Annotated in this window: 14 protein-coding genes; 7 read left to right on the top strand and 7 right to left on the bottom strand. The window is 62.3% G+C overall.

Annotation, left to right across the window (positions count from 1 at the left end; all coding sequences use genetic code 11):
• Positions 1–1005 carry a nucleoside hydrolase gene (locus M2400_RS08465; RefSeq protein ID WP_259195706.1) on the top strand — a complete coding sequence of 335 codons (1005 nt, stop codon included), beginning with the start codon at positions 1–3 and terminating at the stop codon, positions 1003–1005.
• Here the strand turns inward: M2400_RS08465 and treS are convergent.
• Positions 983–3049, bottom strand: a complete 2067-nt coding sequence (gene treS, locus M2400_RS08460; RefSeq protein WP_259195707.1) for a maltose alpha-D-glucosyltransferase — start codon at positions 3047–3049, stop codon at positions 983–985. The two genes, M2400_RS08465 and treS, sit on opposite strands and share 23 nt — an antisense overlap.
• 132 nt (positions 3050–3181) lie before the next feature.
• Between treS and M2400_RS08455 the strand changes: the two genes are divergently transcribed.
• Positions 3182–4087 (top strand): LysR family transcriptional regulator, encoded by a 906-nt coding sequence (locus M2400_RS08455; protein WP_259195708.1) that lies wholly within the window; start codon positions 3182–3184, stop codon positions 4085–4087.
• On the opposite strand, the gene M2400_RS08450 is transcribed toward M2400_RS08455, so the two are convergent.
• Positions 4080–5021, bottom strand: a complete 942-nt coding sequence (locus M2400_RS08450; RefSeq protein ID WP_259195709.1) for a cupin — start codon at positions 5019–5021, stop codon at positions 4080–4082. The two genes, M2400_RS08455 and M2400_RS08450, sit on opposite strands and share 8 nt — an antisense overlap.
• 583 nt (positions 5022–5604) lie before the next feature.
• Here M2400_RS08450 and M2400_RS08445 point away from each other — a divergent pair.
• From M2400_RS08445 to M2400_RS08435, 3 genes are all read left to right on the top strand, one after another.
• Positions 5605–6930, top strand: a complete 1326-nt coding sequence (locus M2400_RS08445) for an OprD family porin (RefSeq protein ID WP_259195710.1) — start codon at positions 5605–5607, stop codon at positions 6928–6930.
• Between the two features lie 120 nt (positions 6931–7050).
• Entirely contained in the window at positions 7051–7431 is a 381-nt protein-coding gene (locus M2400_RS08440; protein WP_010170818.1) for a RidA family protein, read from the top strand.
• 218 nt (positions 7432–7649) lie between these two features.
• Positions 7650–9638: a U32 family peptidase gene (locus M2400_RS08435; RefSeq protein WP_177077700.1), complete on the top strand. Its 1989-nt coding sequence runs from the start codon at positions 7650–7652 to the stop codon at positions 9636–9638.
• On the opposite strand, the gene M2400_RS08430 is transcribed toward M2400_RS08435, so the two are convergent.
• The 3 genes from M2400_RS08430 to M2400_RS08420 form a co-directional block, all read right to left on the bottom strand.
• Positions 9610–10392 carry a molybdenum ABC transporter permease gene (locus M2400_RS08430; protein ID WP_259195711.1) on the bottom strand — a complete coding sequence of 261 codons (783 nt, stop codon included), beginning with the start codon at positions 10390–10392 and terminating at the stop codon, positions 9610–9612. The genes M2400_RS08435 and M2400_RS08430 overlap by 29 nt on opposite strands.
• A gap of 1 nt (position 10393) precedes the next feature.
• On the bottom strand, positions 10394–11311 hold the full coding sequence (locus M2400_RS08425) for an extracellular solute-binding protein (protein WP_259195712.1): 918 nt from the start codon (positions 11309–11311) through the stop codon (positions 10394–10396).
• A 63-nt stretch (positions 11312–11374) separates the two neighbouring features.
• Positions 11375–12274 (bottom strand): DMT family transporter, encoded by a 900-nt coding sequence (locus M2400_RS08420; protein WP_177044316.1) that lies wholly within the window; start codon positions 12272–12274, stop codon positions 11375–11377.
• Between the two features lie 130 nt (positions 12275–12404).
• Here M2400_RS08420 and M2400_RS08415 point away from each other — a divergent pair, with 130 nt between their 5' ends.
• Both M2400_RS08415 and M2400_RS08410 read left to right on the top strand, forming a co-directional pair.
• Positions 12405–12848, top strand: a complete 444-nt coding sequence (locus tag M2400_RS08415) for an Lrp/AsnC family transcriptional regulator (RefSeq protein WP_008433323.1) — start codon at positions 12405–12407, stop codon at positions 12846–12848.
• A 96-nt stretch (positions 12849–12944) separates the two neighbouring features.
• The gene (locus M2400_RS08410) at positions 12945–13799 is read left to right on the top strand and encodes an NmrA family NAD(P)-binding protein (protein ID WP_259195713.1); all 855 of its coding nucleotides are present in this window, start codon (positions 12945–12947) and stop codon (positions 13797–13799) included.
• Positions 13800–14480: 681 nt separating this feature from the next.
• On the opposite strand, the gene xylB is transcribed toward M2400_RS08410, so the two are convergent.
• Positions 14481–15956, bottom strand: a complete 1476-nt coding sequence (gene xylB / locus M2400_RS08405) for a xylulokinase (RefSeq protein WP_259195714.1) — start codon at positions 15954–15956, stop codon at positions 14481–14483.
• A gap of 1 nt (position 15957) precedes the next feature.
• Entirely contained in the window at positions 15958–16950 is a 993-nt protein-coding gene (locus tag M2400_RS08400; protein ID WP_177077831.1) for a LacI family DNA-binding transcriptional regulator, read from the bottom strand.
• Positions 16951–16953 lie beyond the last annotated feature (3 nt).

Genomic DNA, 16953 nt, shown 5'->3' with positions numbered 1-16953 from the left:
ATGAAACGCTTAATTATTGATTGCGATCCCGGAAACGGGATTGCAGGGGCAAATGTTGACGACGGTCTGGCATTGGCGCTGGCACTCTCTGCGCCCGAACTCTCGCTTGAACTGGTCACCACCGTCGCGGGCAACACGCCCAGCGCAGTGGGTTACAACGTCGCCAAAGACCTGATGGCCCGAGCCGGCCGTACGCTGCCGGTGGTCAGGGGCAGCACCCAGGCACTGGAGGAACCCGGCGGCCCCTGGCGCGATGCGCTGGACAACACCGTACACAAGCGCCAACTCGCGCATTTATGGAACGCTGTGCGCCCTCCCCTGGATTTCGAGGCCCCTGCACAAGAAGCGGCCGACGCCATGGGCCAGCTGATTTGCGCGAATCCCGGGGAAATCACCCTGGTGGCAATCGGGCCGCTGACCAACGTGGCGCTGGCGCTTGAACGCTACCCCGACATGATCCAGGCGGTGAAGGAAATCATAATCATGGGAGGTGTTTTTGCCCTGGATGACTTCATCAAGGACACCAACTTCGGCTTCGACCCGGAAGCGGCGGACCGCGTGCTCAGCAGCGGTGCGAACATCACCCTGGTGCCCCTGGATGTCACCACGCAAACCTTGATGACGCACCACGACCTGGACCGTATCCAGCAACTCGATACGCCCCTCGCCGATTTTATCTGTGAGACGTTCAGGCCCTGGATCGACTATTCAATGGCCACTCGCAGCCTGGCCGGTTGCTGGATCCATGACGCCCTGGTGATTGCGTGGTTGCTGGACCCACGCGTCGCCACCGCCACGCAGTACTACACGGAGGTGGAACTGCGCGCCGGCCGAACGCGGGGCAAAACCTGGCGCTACAAGCAGCCCCTGCGGTTGGACGTTGGCATCCCGCCAGCCACCAGCGGCCTGGTGAACGTATTGCAGAGCGTGGATAACCCGTTGTTGCTGGAGATCATCGAAAAGTACTTGTCGATGGTCCCCCTCAAATCATCGGCGAGCTGCTGACCACCCGCAGTGCCAACCCTTCATACGCATCCAGCGTAATGGTGAAATCCCCCTCGGCGGTCAAATCACCTTCCACCCGCTCATTGATGATGTCCACCACCGGCCCGGGCGCAATATCGGGCAGGTGCAGGGTTTCGGTAATCGGCGTGGAGCCGAAGTTCAGCGCGGTGATCTGGGTGCCTTTGCCCGCCGGCAACTCGTGCACCATGATCAGCAGCCCCGGGTGCTGCACGTCCGGCACCAGGATCTGGCGGCTGGCGGCGATATCGTAGGCGCGGCGCACGGCGAGGATTCTTTGCAACTGTGAAGCAAACGAATCCGGGTCGGCCAGTTGGCTGATCAAGCTGCCATATAAGGTTTTCGGGCGTGGCATCTGCCCGGCGGATTGCGGCGCATCCGGGTTCAGGTCCACCAGGTCGTAGGCGCCGCGATGGATCCAGCGGGTGTCGCCATCGAGCATCAAATGGGCGACCTCCTCCGCCGGCAACGGCAGTGCGCCTACCAGGTCCCAGCCGGAAAGTGCGAATACCCCAGGCTGCATGGCGTTGTACATCACCAGCAGCAGGTGAATCTGGCGTATCTGCTGGATATCCGCCGGGGTGATCGCCTCCAGGTCGCGAATCCCCAGCGCCGCCGTGATGATGCTGGCGGTGGTGCAAGACACGCCATTGGTCACGAACTTCAGGTTATACGGTGCGTGCTCGCCCGCCAGGCGTTCGTACATCTGCTCGCGGATATGTTCGCGCAGGATGCCGCCGGGGAACGTCTGCCCCTGGTACAGGTAAGTGTCGTGGGCATGCAGGGTCCAGAAATGCACCAGTTCAAGGGTCAGCTCGTCATGGTTCTGCAGCGCGTGGATCAGCGAGCCCGGGTCGATACCGAGGGTGTGCATCTCCCGCAGCATCAGGCGCAGGAATTCGGTATCGCCCATCAGCAACGCGTGCTGATAGGCCGGGCGCGTGATGAAGTCATAGGACAGGTCGGCGCCGCCGTGGGACATGGCGGCAATGTCGTCCACCGTCAGGTTCAGTTCCTGGAAGCTAAAACCGCCAGCCTTGCGAATCGCGCCGCCCAGCAGCTGGTTGCCGGTAATGGAGAGCGGGTGGCTTTCCGACCAGGCGTTACCCTCAAGCTTGCGTTCCACGCCGAGGAAGCCGTTGGCGTCCAGGCGCAGGATTTTCGCGCCCATCACGTCGATGGCGTGCAGGGCGTCACCGATGATCATTTGCTGCGCGGCGAAGGTCGGGTCCAGCCAGTTCAGCGACGGTTGCCCTTCCTTGAAGTAATGCAGGTACACCCAGCGCCGGGGCTTGCCATCCACGCCGATGACCACATCGGTAGCGCTCCAGTCGGTTTCCTTGACCCCAGGCTCGAAGAAAATCACTCGTTGCAGCTGGCCGACGATGTAGTGCTTGTCTCTCAGCACGTCGACCTGCTGCGGGCTGAGGTTTTGCGCGTCGCGGCCCTCGCTGATCTCGGGCAGCAGTGGCCAGTCTTCCTCGCGGATTTCCACCATGTGGTAGAGCCCGGGGTAGTCCTCGTAGGCCATCTCCGCCAGGCGGAAGTCCGCGCCTTTGCCGGTGTGTGACGGGATCACGTCGTCGATGATCACCGCGTTGTGCGCGGCGGCCATGCGGGCCAGGGATTGAAGTTGGGCTTCGGTGCCCAGTTGCGGGTCGATGTCGAAGCTGATGCGGTCAAAATTGCCGTCAATCGTCGGGGTGTGTTCGGTTCCCGAAAGGCCGCCCGAGCGTTTAAGCGGGCCGTTATGAATGCCCTGGATGCCGATTTTCGACAGGGCGTGCCACAAGGTTTCATCCCCCAGGGCCTCCAGCACACTGCCGTTTTCGCGGGTAACGATGGACGCCGGGTACGCTGTGAACCACACCGAGGCCAGGGCTGAAGCATCACGGGGCCGGGTATGCGCATACGGCTGCTGCCACAACCGGCCTTGCCCCGAATAGAGTTTGGCCCGCTGTTTTGCGGCATGCAGCATCGATTGTTCCACCAGCCAGGCCACATGATTCTTCTCGGCATCTGTCATAAATCGATCACCTGCGGTCGTGAAGTATTCGGTTGCGGTGCTTGCATCGGCGCACCGTTGGTTATTGTATGAGGCCCTGAGCGGCCATTCGTTGCATTGGCCCTCCCCCATGATCCAGACCGAGGGCTGCACTTGGACTATTTCGCAGCGTTGACCGCCTTTGTCGAAGCCGCCGAGGGCAATAACTTCTCCCGTGCCGCCGACCGGCTGGGCATCAAGGCTTCTACCGTTTCACGCTACGTGAAAGACCTGGAGCAGGACCTGGGTATCGCCCTGTTCAACCGCTCGACCCGCACCCTGCACCTGACCGAGGGCGGCCAGACCTTCCTGATGCATGCGCGCCGGGTGCTGGACGAGCTGGAGCAGGCCAAGGCCGCCACCTCCGCGTTGAATGAACATCCCCGGGGCGTGCTCAAGCTCAACCTCCCGCCCGCCTTTGCCCGCCACCATGTGCTGCCCACCTTGAACGCGTTCCTGGCCCGCTACCCGCAGATCAAGCTGGAACTGGTGCTGGATGACAGCCACGTCAACCTGATCCACGCCGGCGCGGACCTGGCGATCCGGATTGGCACCCTGGCGGATTCCACGTTGAAGGCGCGCAAGATTTGCGATGAAAACTACCGGCTGGTGGTCAGCCCGGGGTTTTGCCGGGAGCACCCGGCACCGTCCAGACCTGCCGACCTGGCGGCATTGCCCGGGATTCTGGGGGCGGCTGAGATTGCTTTCGCCAATGGGCATGAAGTGTCGCCGCTGGTGCATAACGACTGCCTCCGGATCAACGACCTGGACGCGCAGATGATCGCGCTACAGCAAGGCCTGGGGTTTGCCTTGCTGCCCGACTGGCTGGTGGCCAAGCGCATTGACGCCGGCGAGCTGGTGGTGTGGTTGCCTGAGTGGAGTATCCGCATCGCCGGCCGCGAATCGGCGGTGTGGTTCGTCTATCCACCCAAGCGCATCGTGTCTTCCAAGGTGCGGTGCTTCATCGACTTTATCGTCGAGCAACTCGGCGAAACACCGCACTGGAAGCGTGTCAGCTGAAGCGAATATCCAGCGAGCGCAGGTAGGTTTGCAGCCCGGCGTCCTGGATCGGAATCAGGAACGCCTCGGTGTCGGACTCGTTGAAATGGGCATGCCAGTAACCCGGCGGTGTTACAAACGCGAGCCCCGGCGACCAGTCGACCCGCACCGGGTTGCGGATTTGCCCGTCGGCGTCCAACTCGGTGCCCACCAGCGAGTAGCAGCCCGTTGGGCAATCGATGATGAAATCCAGCGCAATCGACTGGTGCCGATGGGGCTTTTGAATCGACCCCGCCGGCAGGATCCCGTACATCGCCCATAGCACATGGGTCACCGTGCGGGTTTGCGGGAAATGCCGATTGCCCAGCAGGATGCTGATGCGGCTGCGGTCCTGGGCGCGGGGATCATCGGCGGCCTCACGCAGCTTGGCGTTGGCCAGGTCCGCCGGGTACAGCGTGGGTGCGAAGCGATCGGTAGTGCGGGTCACGCCCAGATAGCGCAACAGCGGTTCGTCATGCACGTAGTACAGCCGCGCATCCCGAGACGCGCTGAACTGCGCCTGCTGCAGGCCCGGCAGTGCCAGGAAGCAGCCCTTGGACCATTCGATCCGATGCTCACCCTGAACCACACTGCCCTGCCCCGCGATCACATAAAACACCTGTGAGGTGGCGTTGGGTTGCAGGTCCAGCGTGTCGCCGGCGTTCAAGCGAATGAAGTTCGCACACAGCCCCGGGCCGGTCGCCGGGCCTTCACAGCCCAGAGCGTCGCTGAGGTCCAGCGGCACAACCCGGGACGGGCCACCGTCGTACAGCGAGGCCGGGAAGCTGTGGTAGGGAATGCGGGTGATCAGATTGGCACTGATGGGGTTGGCGGCTTTGCTGTATTCGAAGTACTCGGCGTCGAGCAGGTGCAGGGGCTGGGTGTCGGTCAGGTCAGGCTTGAATTCACGGTTCATTATGATCACCTCAATCTACGGCTGGATTTCGCGACATCCCAAGGGACGTTGCGGCGGTGATGGAACTATAGGCACTCAATCGCGCAGGATTAATCCCTCGTCTCGCACAGCAGTTGTGCGAAATGGGGCAGAAGTGAACCGTTCTTCTACGCAGGTGCTTAGTTCGAATTAGCCAACTATCAAAGTGCCATTTTATAAACGGATTAAATATTTCTACATCTAACGCGCATAAAAAATCCGCCGCAGAGACTGCGGCGGCAAACCAAAGGATTTTGTCGAAGCAGAGCGGCTAAGACACGATCAAAACTACAGCAGCACGCGCAGCGGTACAGTGAATTTTAATTAATCGAGTTTAACCATCCCTTCACTGGTCCTTTACCGCAAACCGGTTAAAAATCCCCCATCGCGCAAAGGCCAGCGCCGCCCGCCAGGGTGGTGCCCGGCTAAAACTACAACACGCGAAACCCGGCTGAATGCCAATCTTAATATCGCCTGCCCAAAAGTTATATACGCCATAAAAAATAAGGCTGTGCACCTGCGCACGCAACTATTAGCGATTAATCTATCCGGGGAAACTATAACCATGGTTAAACAGTGGAGCCTATTAGCGCTGGTAATTTCCAGCAGCCTGAGCCAGGTGGCTTTGGCAGAATCAGTAACGGATCAGGCAGATGCCAAGGGTTTTGTCGATGGCAGCAGTCTCACCGGCGTCGCGCGCAACTACTACTTGAACCGTAATCGGGAAGAAGGCCGCGCCGACCAGCGCGACTGGACCCAAGGGGTCATGGCCAACTACATCTCCGGCTTCACCCAAGGCACCATCGGGTTCGGCGTGGACGCCTATGCCTACGGCGGGCTGAAACTCGACTCCCAGCGCAAATACGCGAACACCGGCAACCTGCCCCTGGATCGCAACGGCGACCCTCAGGACGCCTACGGCTCGCTGGGTGGTGCGTTGAAGCTGCGGATCTCCAAAACGCAGCTCAAATACGGTGAAATGCAGCCCACCGCGCCGGTGTTTGCCGTCGGTGGTGTCGGGTTGCTCGACCAGACCGCCACGGGCTTTGACCTGACCAGCAACGAAATCGCCGGCCTGAACCTGGAAGCCGGTCACTTCACCGCTACCAACGGTGGCGATACCACCAACCATGAGCACGATATCTTTGCCACCTACGCCAACGTAGCGACCAAGAGTGCCAGTTTTGTCGGTGGCAAATACACCTTCACCCCGGACTTGAGCGCCACGGTGTATGCCGGCGAGTTGCAGGACGTGTGGCGCCAGTACTACAGCAACCTCAATTACGTGATGCCCCTGAGCAATGGCCAGTCGGTGACCCTGGACGGCAACCTGTACCGCACCCTCGATACCGGGAGTGCCAATGCGGGCACGATCAACACCACGGCGTACTCGCTGGCGGCGGCCTATTCGTTCCTGCAGGCCCACACGCTGACGCTGTCGTTCCAGAAGATCGATGGCAACGAGCCGTTCGACTATATCGGCGCGGGTGACAACGGTGCCGCCGCGACCGGCGACTCGATCCTGCTGGCCAACTCGGTGCAATGGTCTGACTTCAATGGCCCAGGCGAAGCCTCCTGGGCCCTGCGGTACGACTTGAACATGGCGCCCTACGGTGTGCCGGGGCTCAGCTTCATGAGCCGCTACATCAACGGCTCCGACATTGACGGCAGCCACACCCCCGCCAACAGTGCCTATCTCGGCGCCTACGGCGACGGCGCCAAGGAGCACGAAACCGACGTAGAAGTTAAGTACGTGGTCCAGAGCGGGCCGGCGAAAAACCTCGCGTTCCGCCTACGCCAGGCCTACCACACCGGCAGTTCCGAGTCGGGCAGTGGCGGCGACGTCAACGATACGCGCCTGATCGTCAATTACCCGTTCAGCATTCTGTAAGCCCTTCCCGGGACGTGCCAGCGACGCAGGTCGCTGGCACGGTGATCGGCTATTTGGGTTGGCAGTTCTGCTGGAGGCGTTAAACTGCGCGGCCTCTCTCTGCAGAAAAACGAGACCTCCATGGCCAACCACGACCTCGCCTTCACCCCCGACCTCGACCCGGACTCCATCTCCTCCGACGTCATCGGCTTCAACGGCATCCTCGTCTCCACGCAAATTCCCACCCGTGCCGACGGCAGCCTGGAACTGGGCGACATCACCCTGCAAAGCGAATGCACCCTGCAAGCCCTCAAGGTGGCCCTGGAACGTGCAGGCAGTTCGATTGACCGGGTCATGCACCTGACCATTTATCTGACCGACATGGCCGATCGCGCCGCCTTCAACGAAGTCTACAAACGCTATTTCGCCAAGCCCTGGCCCGTGCGCGCAGCCGTTGGCGTGGCCGCCCTGGCTGTCGAAGGCATGCGGGTTGAAGTCACCGCGATGGCCGCCAAGGCCTGACCACAATGGTCAAACGTGGGAGCTGTCGAGCCCCAGCGAGGCTGCGATGGGATCGCCTCGGTTTCACTGATACACCGCGGTGCCTGCATCGCGGGCAAGCCCGGCTCCCACAGTTGACTGCATTCCCATGTGGGAGCCCGCGTAGGGCCTGGTAGATGTCGATAAGGCATTTCACAGCTACAATGCCCGCCTCCGTGACAAGCCTGACTAAAAAAACTATGTCCTTGCCCAAGCATCACCTGGAATTGCTCAGCCCTGCGCGCGATGTTGCCATCGCTCGCGAGGCCATCCTGCATGGCGCCGACGCCGTGTACATCGGCGGCCCGAGTTTCGGCGCGCGCCATAACGCCTGCAACGACGTGAGCGATATCGCGCAGCTGGTGGAGTTCGCCCGGCGCTATCACGCGCGGGTGTTCACCACCATCAACACGATCCTGCACGACAACGAGCTGGAGCCGGCCCGCAAGCTGATCCACCAACTCTACGACGCCGGCGTCGACGCGCTGATCGTCCAGGACCTGGGGGTGATGGAGCTGGATATTCCGCCCATCGAGCTGCACGCCAGCACCCAGACCGATATCCGTACCCTGGGCCGCGCCAAGTTCCTGGACCAGGCCGGTTTCTCGCAACTGGTATTGGCCCGCGAGCTGAACCTGCAAGAGATCCGTGCGATTGCCGACGAAACCGACGCGGCCATCGAGTTCTTCATCCACGGCGCCCTGTGCGTGGCCTTCTCCGGCCAGTGCAATATCTCCCACGCCCAGAATGGCCGCAGCGCCAACCGTGGCGATTGCTCCCAGGCCTGCCGCCTGCCCTACACCCTGAAGGATGACCAGGGCCGTGTGGTTGCGTTTGAAAAGCACCTGTTGTCGATGAAAGACAACAACCAGAGCGCCAACCTGCGCGCCCTGGTGGATGCCGGCGTGCGTTCGTTCAAGATCGAAGGCCGCTACAAGGACATGGGCTACGTGAAGAACATCACGGCCTATTACCGTCAGCGCCTCGACGAGATTCTCGAAGACCGCCCCGACCTGGCCCGCGCGTCCAGCGGCCGTACTGCGCATTTCTTCCTGCCGGACCCGGAAAAGACCTTCCACCGTGGCAGCACCGACTACTTCGTCACCGACCGCAAGGTCGATATCGGCGCCTTCGACACCCCGACCTTCACCGGCCTGCCGGTAGGTGTGGTGGAGAAAGCCGGCAAGCGCGACTTGCAGGTGGTCACCCATGAGCCGCTGTCCAACGGCGACGGCCTCAACGTGCTGATCAAGCGCGAAGTGGTGGGTTTCCGCGCCAACATCGCCGAGCCAAAAGGCGAGTTCGAAGAGGACGGCGAAAAGCGCTACCGCTACCGCGTCGAGCCCAACGAGATGCCGGCCGGCCTGCATCAGCTGCGCCCGAACCATCCGCTGAACCGTAACCTGGACCATAACTGGCAGCAGGCGTTGCTGAAGACTTCGGCCGAGCGTCGTATCGGCGTGTCGTGGGCTGCCCGTCTGCAAGAGGACCGCCTTGAACTGACCGTCACCAGCGAAGAAGGCATCAGCGCCAGCGTTGCCCTGCCCGGCCCGTTCGGCGTGGCCAACAAGCCGGAACAGGCGCTGGAAACCCTGCGCGACCTGCTGGGCCAACTGGGCACCACCCAGTACCACGCCACCGCAATCGAGCTGGACGCACCGCAGGCGTTCTTCATCCCGAACTCTCAGCTCAAGGCCTTGCGCCGTGAAGTGATCGAGGTGCTGACCGAGGCGCGTATCCAGGCCCACCCACGGGGCGGCCGCAAGGCAGAAACCACGCCGCCGCCGGTGTACCCGGAATCGCACCTGTCGTTCCTGGCCAACGTCTACAACCAGAAGGCCCGTGACTTCTATCACCGTCACGGCGTGCAACTGATCGACGCGGCGTATGAAGCCCACGAAGAAACCGGCGAAGTGCCGGTGATGATCACCAAGCACTGCCTGCGCTTCTCGTTCAACCTGTGCCCGAAACAGGCCAAGGGTGTGACGGGCGTGAAGACCAAGGTCGCGCCGATGCAGTTGATCCACGGCGATGAAGTGCTGACGCTGAAGTTCGACTGCAAGCCGTGCGAGATGCACGTGATTGGCAAGATCAAGGGCCACATCCTCGGCCTGCCGCAACCGGGCAGCGTGGTGGGCTACATCAGCCCGGACGACCTGCTCAAGACCATTCCTCGCGCACCGCACTGATCCCTTCGCGCCTGCGTACCCGCAGGCACCACAGCGGAAACGGCAAGGTCACCAGCAGCAGCAACCACAACAGGGCGTAGACACTGTCTACGCCCTCGTTCTGCAGGTTGACGAACAGCTTGACCGGAATCCCCTGCGGGAAATACGCAAACACCATCACGATCCCGAACTCGCCAATCACCCGCACCCAGACAATCGCCAACGCGTTGGCCAGGGCTCGCCGGGTGACGGGCAAGGTCACCTGCAAAAACACCTCGAACGGTGTGCAACCCAGGCCCCGCGCGGCTTCTTCCAGGGAGCGCGGCACCGCCTCGAACGCTGTGCGTGCACACAGGATGTAATAGGCCAGCCCGCCGTAGAGTTGCGCCAGGATAAATGCCGGCAGGTTGTTGCTCAGGGAAATCCCCAACTTGCCCAACGCTTCGCCAAGAGTGGCGTATGGGCCGTAGGCGGTGACCAGCAAAATGCCCATGGCCAACGGCGGCGTCAGCAGTGAGATCAGCAATAACGCCTCGACGCCGCTGCGCCAGGACGATGCAGTGCGGGCCAACCACAAGGCCAGCGGCGTGCCCAGCAGCACAATCAACAGGGTCGAAACGCTGCTCAGCCCCAGGGACACGGCCACCGCCGACCAGTCGCCGTAGGCCAGTTGCAACTGGCCCCAGGACGTTGCACCGGCCAGGGCTACAAACGGAATGATCAGCAGCACCGCCGCCGGCACGCTCATCCATAGCGTGGGCGAGCCCTTCAGCACATCAAAGCGCTCCGCCTTTCGGCTGGCCGTAGCCATTGGCTTCAAACAACTTCAGGCCTTCAGGCGATTGCAGGTAGCTCACGAACGCCTGGGCCTGTTGCGGGTTGGGCGCGTTCTTCAGCACGGCTGCGTAGAACACCAATGGCTGCGGCTTGAGGGTTTGCATCTGGCCGTTCTTGTCCGGCAGTTGCAGGCTGACGGTGTCGTACCAGTCTTTGGTGAACGTCGGGTTGCTCAGGTTGATCTCGTCGGGCAGCGCGATATACGGCAGCTTGGCTGAAATCGTCGCGCTCTCGTAGCCGGACGCGGCGTCTATCTGGCCGGCTTGCAGGCGGGTCAACAGGCCGCCTTCGCCAAACACCTGCTGCGGGTTTTGCACGTCACCAAGAATCTGCCGGGCGAGGCCCGGCTGCCGGTAATACTTCTCGGCCAGTTGGACGGTAAAAATGATGTTCTGCCCTTGCGGGTCGGTGGCGGCGTCGGTGCGGCCAAAGCGCAGGCCGGGGCTTTGCAGCACCTTCCACCAGGCTGGCGAGTTGGCGTTCTTGCTGGCTTCCAGTGCCGGCGCAAACGCGCTCTTGGGGTTGTAGGCAATCACCATGCGGGTGCTGGCCACCGGCACCGCCTGCCCGACCAGCCCGGCTTTTTGCAGCACCTCAATCGGCCCCGGGGTGATGGAGACGAACACGTCGGCCACCACCTTCTTGGACGCCAGCAACCGCGCCATCCCATAGGCGCCCTCGCCCTGCCCCTGATACGTCAGGTGCTCGCGTTCGGCGAAGGCCGGCCCCAGGGCCTTGTCCATCACCACGCCCATGGAGCCGGCGTAAGTCACATGGATTGCGTTTTCGGCATGGGCCGACAACGCCACCGACAGCACCAGGCCACTGAGTAGCCATGCACGACTTTTCTTCAACATGAGCGGTTCCGCTGTAAAGGTAGATATACAGCGGAGAATAGTAACCAAGGTGCTATCAGTGCTTCATGAAACATGCCCTGGCAACGCCTTCGGGCGCCACCACCAACCCCGCTGCAGCCCCGCCGCCGCGAGCAGAATCGCCGCCACACCGAGCCATTGCAGCCAGCCGAGGCGATGACCAAAGGCGATCCAATCGACAAAAATGGCCGCGATCGGGTAGATAAACGACAGCGCTCCGGTGACTGCCGTGGGCAACTTCTGGATCGCCCCATACAGCAACACGTACATCAAGCCGGTATGCACCACGCCCAGGGTCAGCAGTGCCGCCCACGAATCCATCGAGGCGGACAGGCTCTGCCACTGCATCAGCGGCGCCAGCAGCAAGGCGCCCGTGGTCACCTGGATCAACGCCATCAGGTGCGGCGGCACTTCTTTCAAACGCTTGATGATCAGCGCTGCAATCGCATACAGGAACGCTGCGCCCAGCGCTAACCCCACCCCAGCCAGGTAGTCGTCCCCGGTGTTTTGCTGATCGCCGTGGGCGGTGACAATCGCCAGCATCCCCACAAACGCCACGCTCAGCCAGGCGAGCTTCTGCACGGTAATTTTCTCGCCCAGGAACACCGCTGCCAGCATCACCAGCATGAAGGGCTGCACGTTATACACCGCCGTGCTGATGGAAATTGATGCCTTGGCATAGGACTCGAACAGCAGTAACCAATTGCCCACAATCGCCACGCCGCTGAGCATCGCCAGCCCCAATTTGGCGTAGCTCAGCAACTCAAGGCGCAGATAGCCCATCAGCCAGCACACCACCAGCAACGTCACCGCGCCGATCACGCAGCGCCAGAACACCACCTCCACCACCGGCACGCCCGACACCAGCACAAACCAGCCGATGGTGCCGGATATCAGCATGGCGGCGACCATTTCCCATGACCCGCGACGTATGGACTTGTCCATGATCAAGCTCCTCAAGTGAGGCTCAATTATGGCAATCTCGCCAATAGCGACTCCAGATTCTAAATTAGGCGAACCGTAGCTTTCGCCTATTCTTATTAGGCAAACCCGAGCAATGGCTTTCGGAGCGACCATGATTGACAGCATTGACCAGCAACTGATCGCCGCGCTGATGGACGATTCGCGTCTGTCCCTCAAGGCCTTGGCGGGCATCACCGGCCTCTCCTCCCCCAGCGTCGGCGAGCGGCTGCGGCGCCTGGAAGAGCGCGGCGTCCTGAAGAATTACACCGTGGACATCGACCCCAAACATTTCGGCTACTTGCTGCAAGCCATTGTGCGTATTCGCCCGTTGCCCGGGAAATTGCAGGAAGTGGAACGGCAGATCCAGGCGATCCCCGAGTTCACCGAATGCGACAAGGTGACCGGCGATGATTGCTTCATCGCACGCCTGCACGTGCGCACCATGGATCAGTTGGACACGCTGCTGGACCGACTCAACGCGTATGCCGAAACCAACACCGCCATCGTCAAGAAAACCCCGGTAAAGCGCCGGTTGCCGCCGCTGGGCGACTCGTGACGCTGAGTCACTGATGCAATGACGGGATCGCTATTCTGTCCATCTGGCGCGCTGTTTATGCTTGATCCACCCATTGGAACAACAGGCGTAAACACCATGTATGTCATTACCGGAATCACAGGCAAAGTCGGCGGCGCCCTGGCGCGGTTTCTCCTCGATGATCATCAACCCGTGCGTGCGGTGATCCGCGATGCCGCCAAGGGTGCCGAATGGGCCGCGCTCGGTTGCGAGGTCGCCATCGCCAACATGGATGACGCCGCTGCACTGACCGAAGCGTTCAAGGGCGCCACCGGCGTGTTCATCCTGCCGCCGTCGGATTTCGACCCTGAACCGGGTTTTCCCGAGGCGCGCAAGGTGATTGCCGCCGTTGCCCAGGCCATCGAGGCGGCTGTGCCGCAAAAGGTGGTGTGCCTGTCGACCATTGGCGCCCAGGCCGAGCAGCTTAACTTGCTGACCCAGCGCACCCTCATGGAACAGGCCCTGAGCGCGTTGAACGTACCGGTGACCTTTCTGCGCCCGGGCTGGTTTATGGAAAACGCCGCCTATGACGTGGTCGCCGCCCGCGAGCACGGGGTGATCAGCAGCTTCCTGCAGCCGCTGGACAAAGCCGTGCCGATGATTGCCACCGCCGATGTCGGCCGTCTCGCCGCACAACTGTTGTTGCAACACTGGACCGGGCGCCGGGTGGTTGAACTTGAAGGCCAGTGGGTCAGCCCGAACGATATTGCCAGGACGTTGACCGAAGTGCTTGATCGCGGCGTGACCGCGCAGGTGGTGCCTCGGGATACGTGGGAGCCGATGTTTCGTGAGCAAGGTGCGCAGAACCCACTGCCGCGGATGCGCATGATCGATGGGTTCAATGAAGGTTGGATCTGCTTTGAGCAGGCGCAGGTGGTCAAGGGAGAAACCACGTTGCTGAAGGTATTGCGCGAACTTGCTGCCACCGCCTAAATCCCGCCTGGCGGGCTTTTGTGGTGAGGGGGCTTGCTCCCGCTGGGCTGCGCAGCGGCCCCGGAATCTTTGGGAGCGCTGCGCACTCCAGCGGGAGCAAGCTCCCTCGCCACAGGGTCACCTCCCTGACCGTGCAACGCCTTGGCGGCGCCCAACACCCCTGCAGCACTGCTGCCAACGCCTAAATCTGGCCTGGAGGGCTTTTGTGGCGAGGGAGCTTGCTCCCGCTGGGCTGCGCAGCGGCCCCGGAATCTTTGGGAGCGCTGCGCACTCCAGCGGGAGCAAGCTCCCTCGCCACAGCGTCACCTCCCTAATCGTGCAACGCCTTGGCGGCGCCCAACACGCCTGCAGCACTGCTGCCACCGCCTAAATCCCGCCTGGCGGGCTTTTGTGGCGAGGGAGCTTGCTCCCGCTGGGCTGCGCAGCGGCCCCAAGATCTTCGGGAGCGCTGCGCACTCCAGCGGGAGCAAGCTCCCTCGCCACAGCGTCCACCTCCCTAACCGTGCAACGCCTTGGCGGCGCCCAACACGCCAGCAGCACTGCTGCCAACGTCTAAATCTGGCTTGGAGGGCATTTGTGGCGAGGGAGCTTGCTCCCGCTGGGCTGCGCAGCGGCCCCGGAATCTTCGGGAGCGCTGCGCACTCCAGCGGGAGCAAGCTCCCTGGCCACAGGGTCACCTCCCTAATCGTGCAACGCTTTGGCGGCGCCCAACAGTCCCTGGAACTTGCGATAACGCGCCTGCAGCACAGCAGCTTGAGCGCCATCCGGGAAAAACCGGGCCTTCACCGGCATCCCCGCCTGCAACAGCGCCGCGCCCTGCCCGCTCGCCACAAACCCTAACTTCGCCGCTCCAATACACGCGCCCAGCTCACTGCCGTGCAACGTGTAGATCTCCCGCCCAAGGATATTGGCCAGCAACTGCGCCCAATACTCACTGCGTGCGCCACCGCCCACCAGTGCACAAGCGCCCACCGTGGCCCCGGCTGACTGCACCGCATGCAACGCATCCAGCAGCCCGAACCCGACCCCCTCCATCACCGCATAACCCAGCATCGCCGGCGTGCAGTCATGCCCCAGGTTCATGAAGCCACCCCGCAACAACGGGTCGTTATGTGGCGTACGCTCGCCCGCCAGGTACGGCAAGAACAGTGGATTGGAAACCGGCACGCCCTGGCCGATTGGCCACTCGGCCTGCACCTGATCCAGCAACGCCTGTTCATCAGCAGTACCCGTCAAACGGGTCACCCAACGCAAGCAACTGGCTCCGGCCAACATGGCGCCCATGGTGTACCAGCGATTGGGCAGTGCATGGCAAAAGCTATGCACGGCACTCGCCGGATTGCCCGCCGCATGATCGGTAATCGCAACAATGGCCGCACTTGTACCGAGGGTGATAAACGCGTCACCGGCGTTCACCGCGCCGATGCCCACCGCGGCCACCGGGTTGTCCCCGCCACCGCCGGCAATCACCAGGCCCTCGGCCAAGCCCAGGCGCAGCGCCGCAGCGGCATTTAAATAAGCACTGGCGGCGCCGCCTTCCACCAGCCTTGGCATCTGCGCCAATCGCAAACCCGTCGCCTGCAGCATCGGTTCAAACCACGCGCGGTTGGCCACATCCAGCCACAGCGTCCCGGCGCCATCGGACACGTCGCTGACGCGCTCGCCACTCAAGCGCAGACGCAGGTAATCCTTGGGCGACAGTACGCAATCAATGGCGCTGAACACCGCCGGCTCGTGCGCTTGCAGCCACAGCAGCTTGGGCGCCGTGAGCCCGGCCATCGGCAAACTGCCGGTGACCTCGGCAAACTCGCTGCCCAACGCCTCGGCCTGGGCCATGGCGCGGGAGTCGTCCCAGAGAATCGCCGGGTACAACACCCGGTCGTCCTGCCCCAGCAATACCGCGCCGTGCATCTGCCCGGACAAACCGATGCAACTGACCCGGCCATAGGCATCCGGCTGATCCGCGCGCAATTGGTCCAGAGCCTTCAGGCACGCTTGCCACCAATCCTCAGGGGCTTGCTCGGACCAGCCCGTGTGCGGGCGCGAGACCGTCAGCCGCGCACCGGCATGGGCGAGGACGCGGCCTTGCTCGTCCATCAGGATCGCCTTGAGTTCCGAGGTGCCAAGATCAATGCCAAGGGAAACCGGGTTGTTCATATCAGGGGCAGCCGCATGAGTTACGAATCTTCAGGGTGGGCGCGAGCCGCACGCTGTGTTTTTTACGCTTGGGCGACGCCATGCGCTCAAGCAGCAGGTTGACCGCCTGCGCTCCCAACTCCTGGACCGGCTGCGCGATCAGGGTCAGGCGCGGCACGAAGAAGTCCGCCCATTCAAAATCATCGAAGCCCACCAGTGCCATTTGCCCGGGCACCTCGATGCGTGCATCGCGCAAGGCATGCATTGCGCCGAGGGTCATCAGGTTGTTGCCCGCCATGATCGCCGTGGGCGGTGTGTCCAAGGCCAATAGTTGCTGCGTGGCCTGTCGTGCCGGCTCGCTGCTGGAGCCGCCATTGACCAGCAATTGCGGGTCAAACGGTAATTGCGCCGCAAGCAATGCGGCTTGATAACCGGCCACGCGCTCATCGGAAGTGCCCAGCCCTGCCCGCCCGGATATAAAGCCGATGCGCCGGTGGCCATGCTCGATCAGGTGCGCCACCAGCGCCTGGGTGGACTGGGTATTTTCTACCCCGACCTGATCAAAGCGGTCGCTCATCATCCGGTCCACCAACACCGCCGGCACCTCATTGGCCAGCAGGTATTCCAGGGCCAGCGAACCGGTGGACGGCGCCAGCAGAATGCCGTCCACCCGCCGGTGGTGCAGCGCGGTGACCACGCGCAATTCCTGCTCGGGATCGTCGTGGGTGTCGACAAACAACATCATGTAGCCGTGTTTGGCGCACTCGGTTTCCATCGCGTGCACCGTTTCACTGAAGTAGTGGTTGGACAGCGCCGAGATCGCCACGCCAATCGTGTTGGTGGTGGACCGGGCCAGGGAGCGCGCCAGCGTGTTGGGGATGTAGCCCAACTGCCGGATCGCGCTCTGCACCGCTTGCACCGTGTCCGGGCTGACCTTGCGGGTGCCGTTCAAGACGTGGGAAACCGTCGACGTCGACACTCCTGCAATTCTTGCCACATCCTCCATGGTTGCCACGGT

It is taken from the genome of Pseudomonas sp. BIGb0558, assembly GCF_024807515.1.
Taxonomy (GTDB): Bacteria; Pseudomonadota; Gammaproteobacteria; order Pseudomonadales; family Pseudomonadaceae; genus Aquipseudomonas; species Aquipseudomonas yamanorum_A.
The sequence above is the reverse complement of the archived record's forward strand: the minus strand, read 5'-3'. Positions and strand labels throughout refer to the sequence as shown.

Coding starts and splice junctions, on each gene's coding strand:
- M2400_RS08465 (WP_259195706.1), top strand. CDS start 1: ATGAAACGCTTAATTATTGATTGCGATCCCGGAAACGGGATTGCAGGG.
- treS (WP_259195707.1), bottom strand. CDS start 3,049: ATGACAGATGCCGAGAAGAATCATGTGGCCTGGCTGGTGGAACAATCG.
- M2400_RS08450 (WP_259195709.1), bottom strand. CDS start 5,021: ATGAACCGTGAATTCAAGCCTGACCTGACCGACACCCAGCCCCTGCAC.
- M2400_RS08445 (WP_259195710.1), top strand. CDS start 5,605: ATGGTTAAACAGTGGAGCCTATTAGCGCTGGTAATTTCCAGCAGCCTG.
- M2400_RS08440 (WP_010170818.1), top strand. CDS start 7,051: ATGGCCAACCACGACCTCGCCTTCACCCCCGACCTCGACCCGGACTCC.
- M2400_RS08435 (WP_177077700.1), top strand. CDS start 7,650: ATGTCCTTGCCCAAGCATCACCTGGAATTGCTCAGCCCTGCGCGCGAT.
- M2400_RS08425 (WP_259195712.1), bottom strand. CDS start 11,311: ATGTTGAAGAAAAGTCGTGCATGGCTACTCAGTGGCCTGGTGCTGTCG.
- M2400_RS08420 (WP_177044316.1), bottom strand. CDS start 12,274: ATGGACAAGTCCATACGTCGCGGGTCATGGGAAATGGTCGCCGCCATG.
- M2400_RS08415 (WP_008433323.1), top strand. CDS start 12,405: ATGATTGACAGCATTGACCAGCAACTGATCGCCGCGCTGATGGACGAT.
- M2400_RS08410 (WP_259195713.1), top strand. CDS start 12,945: ATGTATGTCATTACCGGAATCACAGGCAAAGTCGGCGGCGCCCTGGCG.
- xylB (WP_259195714.1), bottom strand. CDS start 15,956: ATGAACAACCCGGTTTCCCTTGGCATTGATCTTGGCACCTCGGAACTC.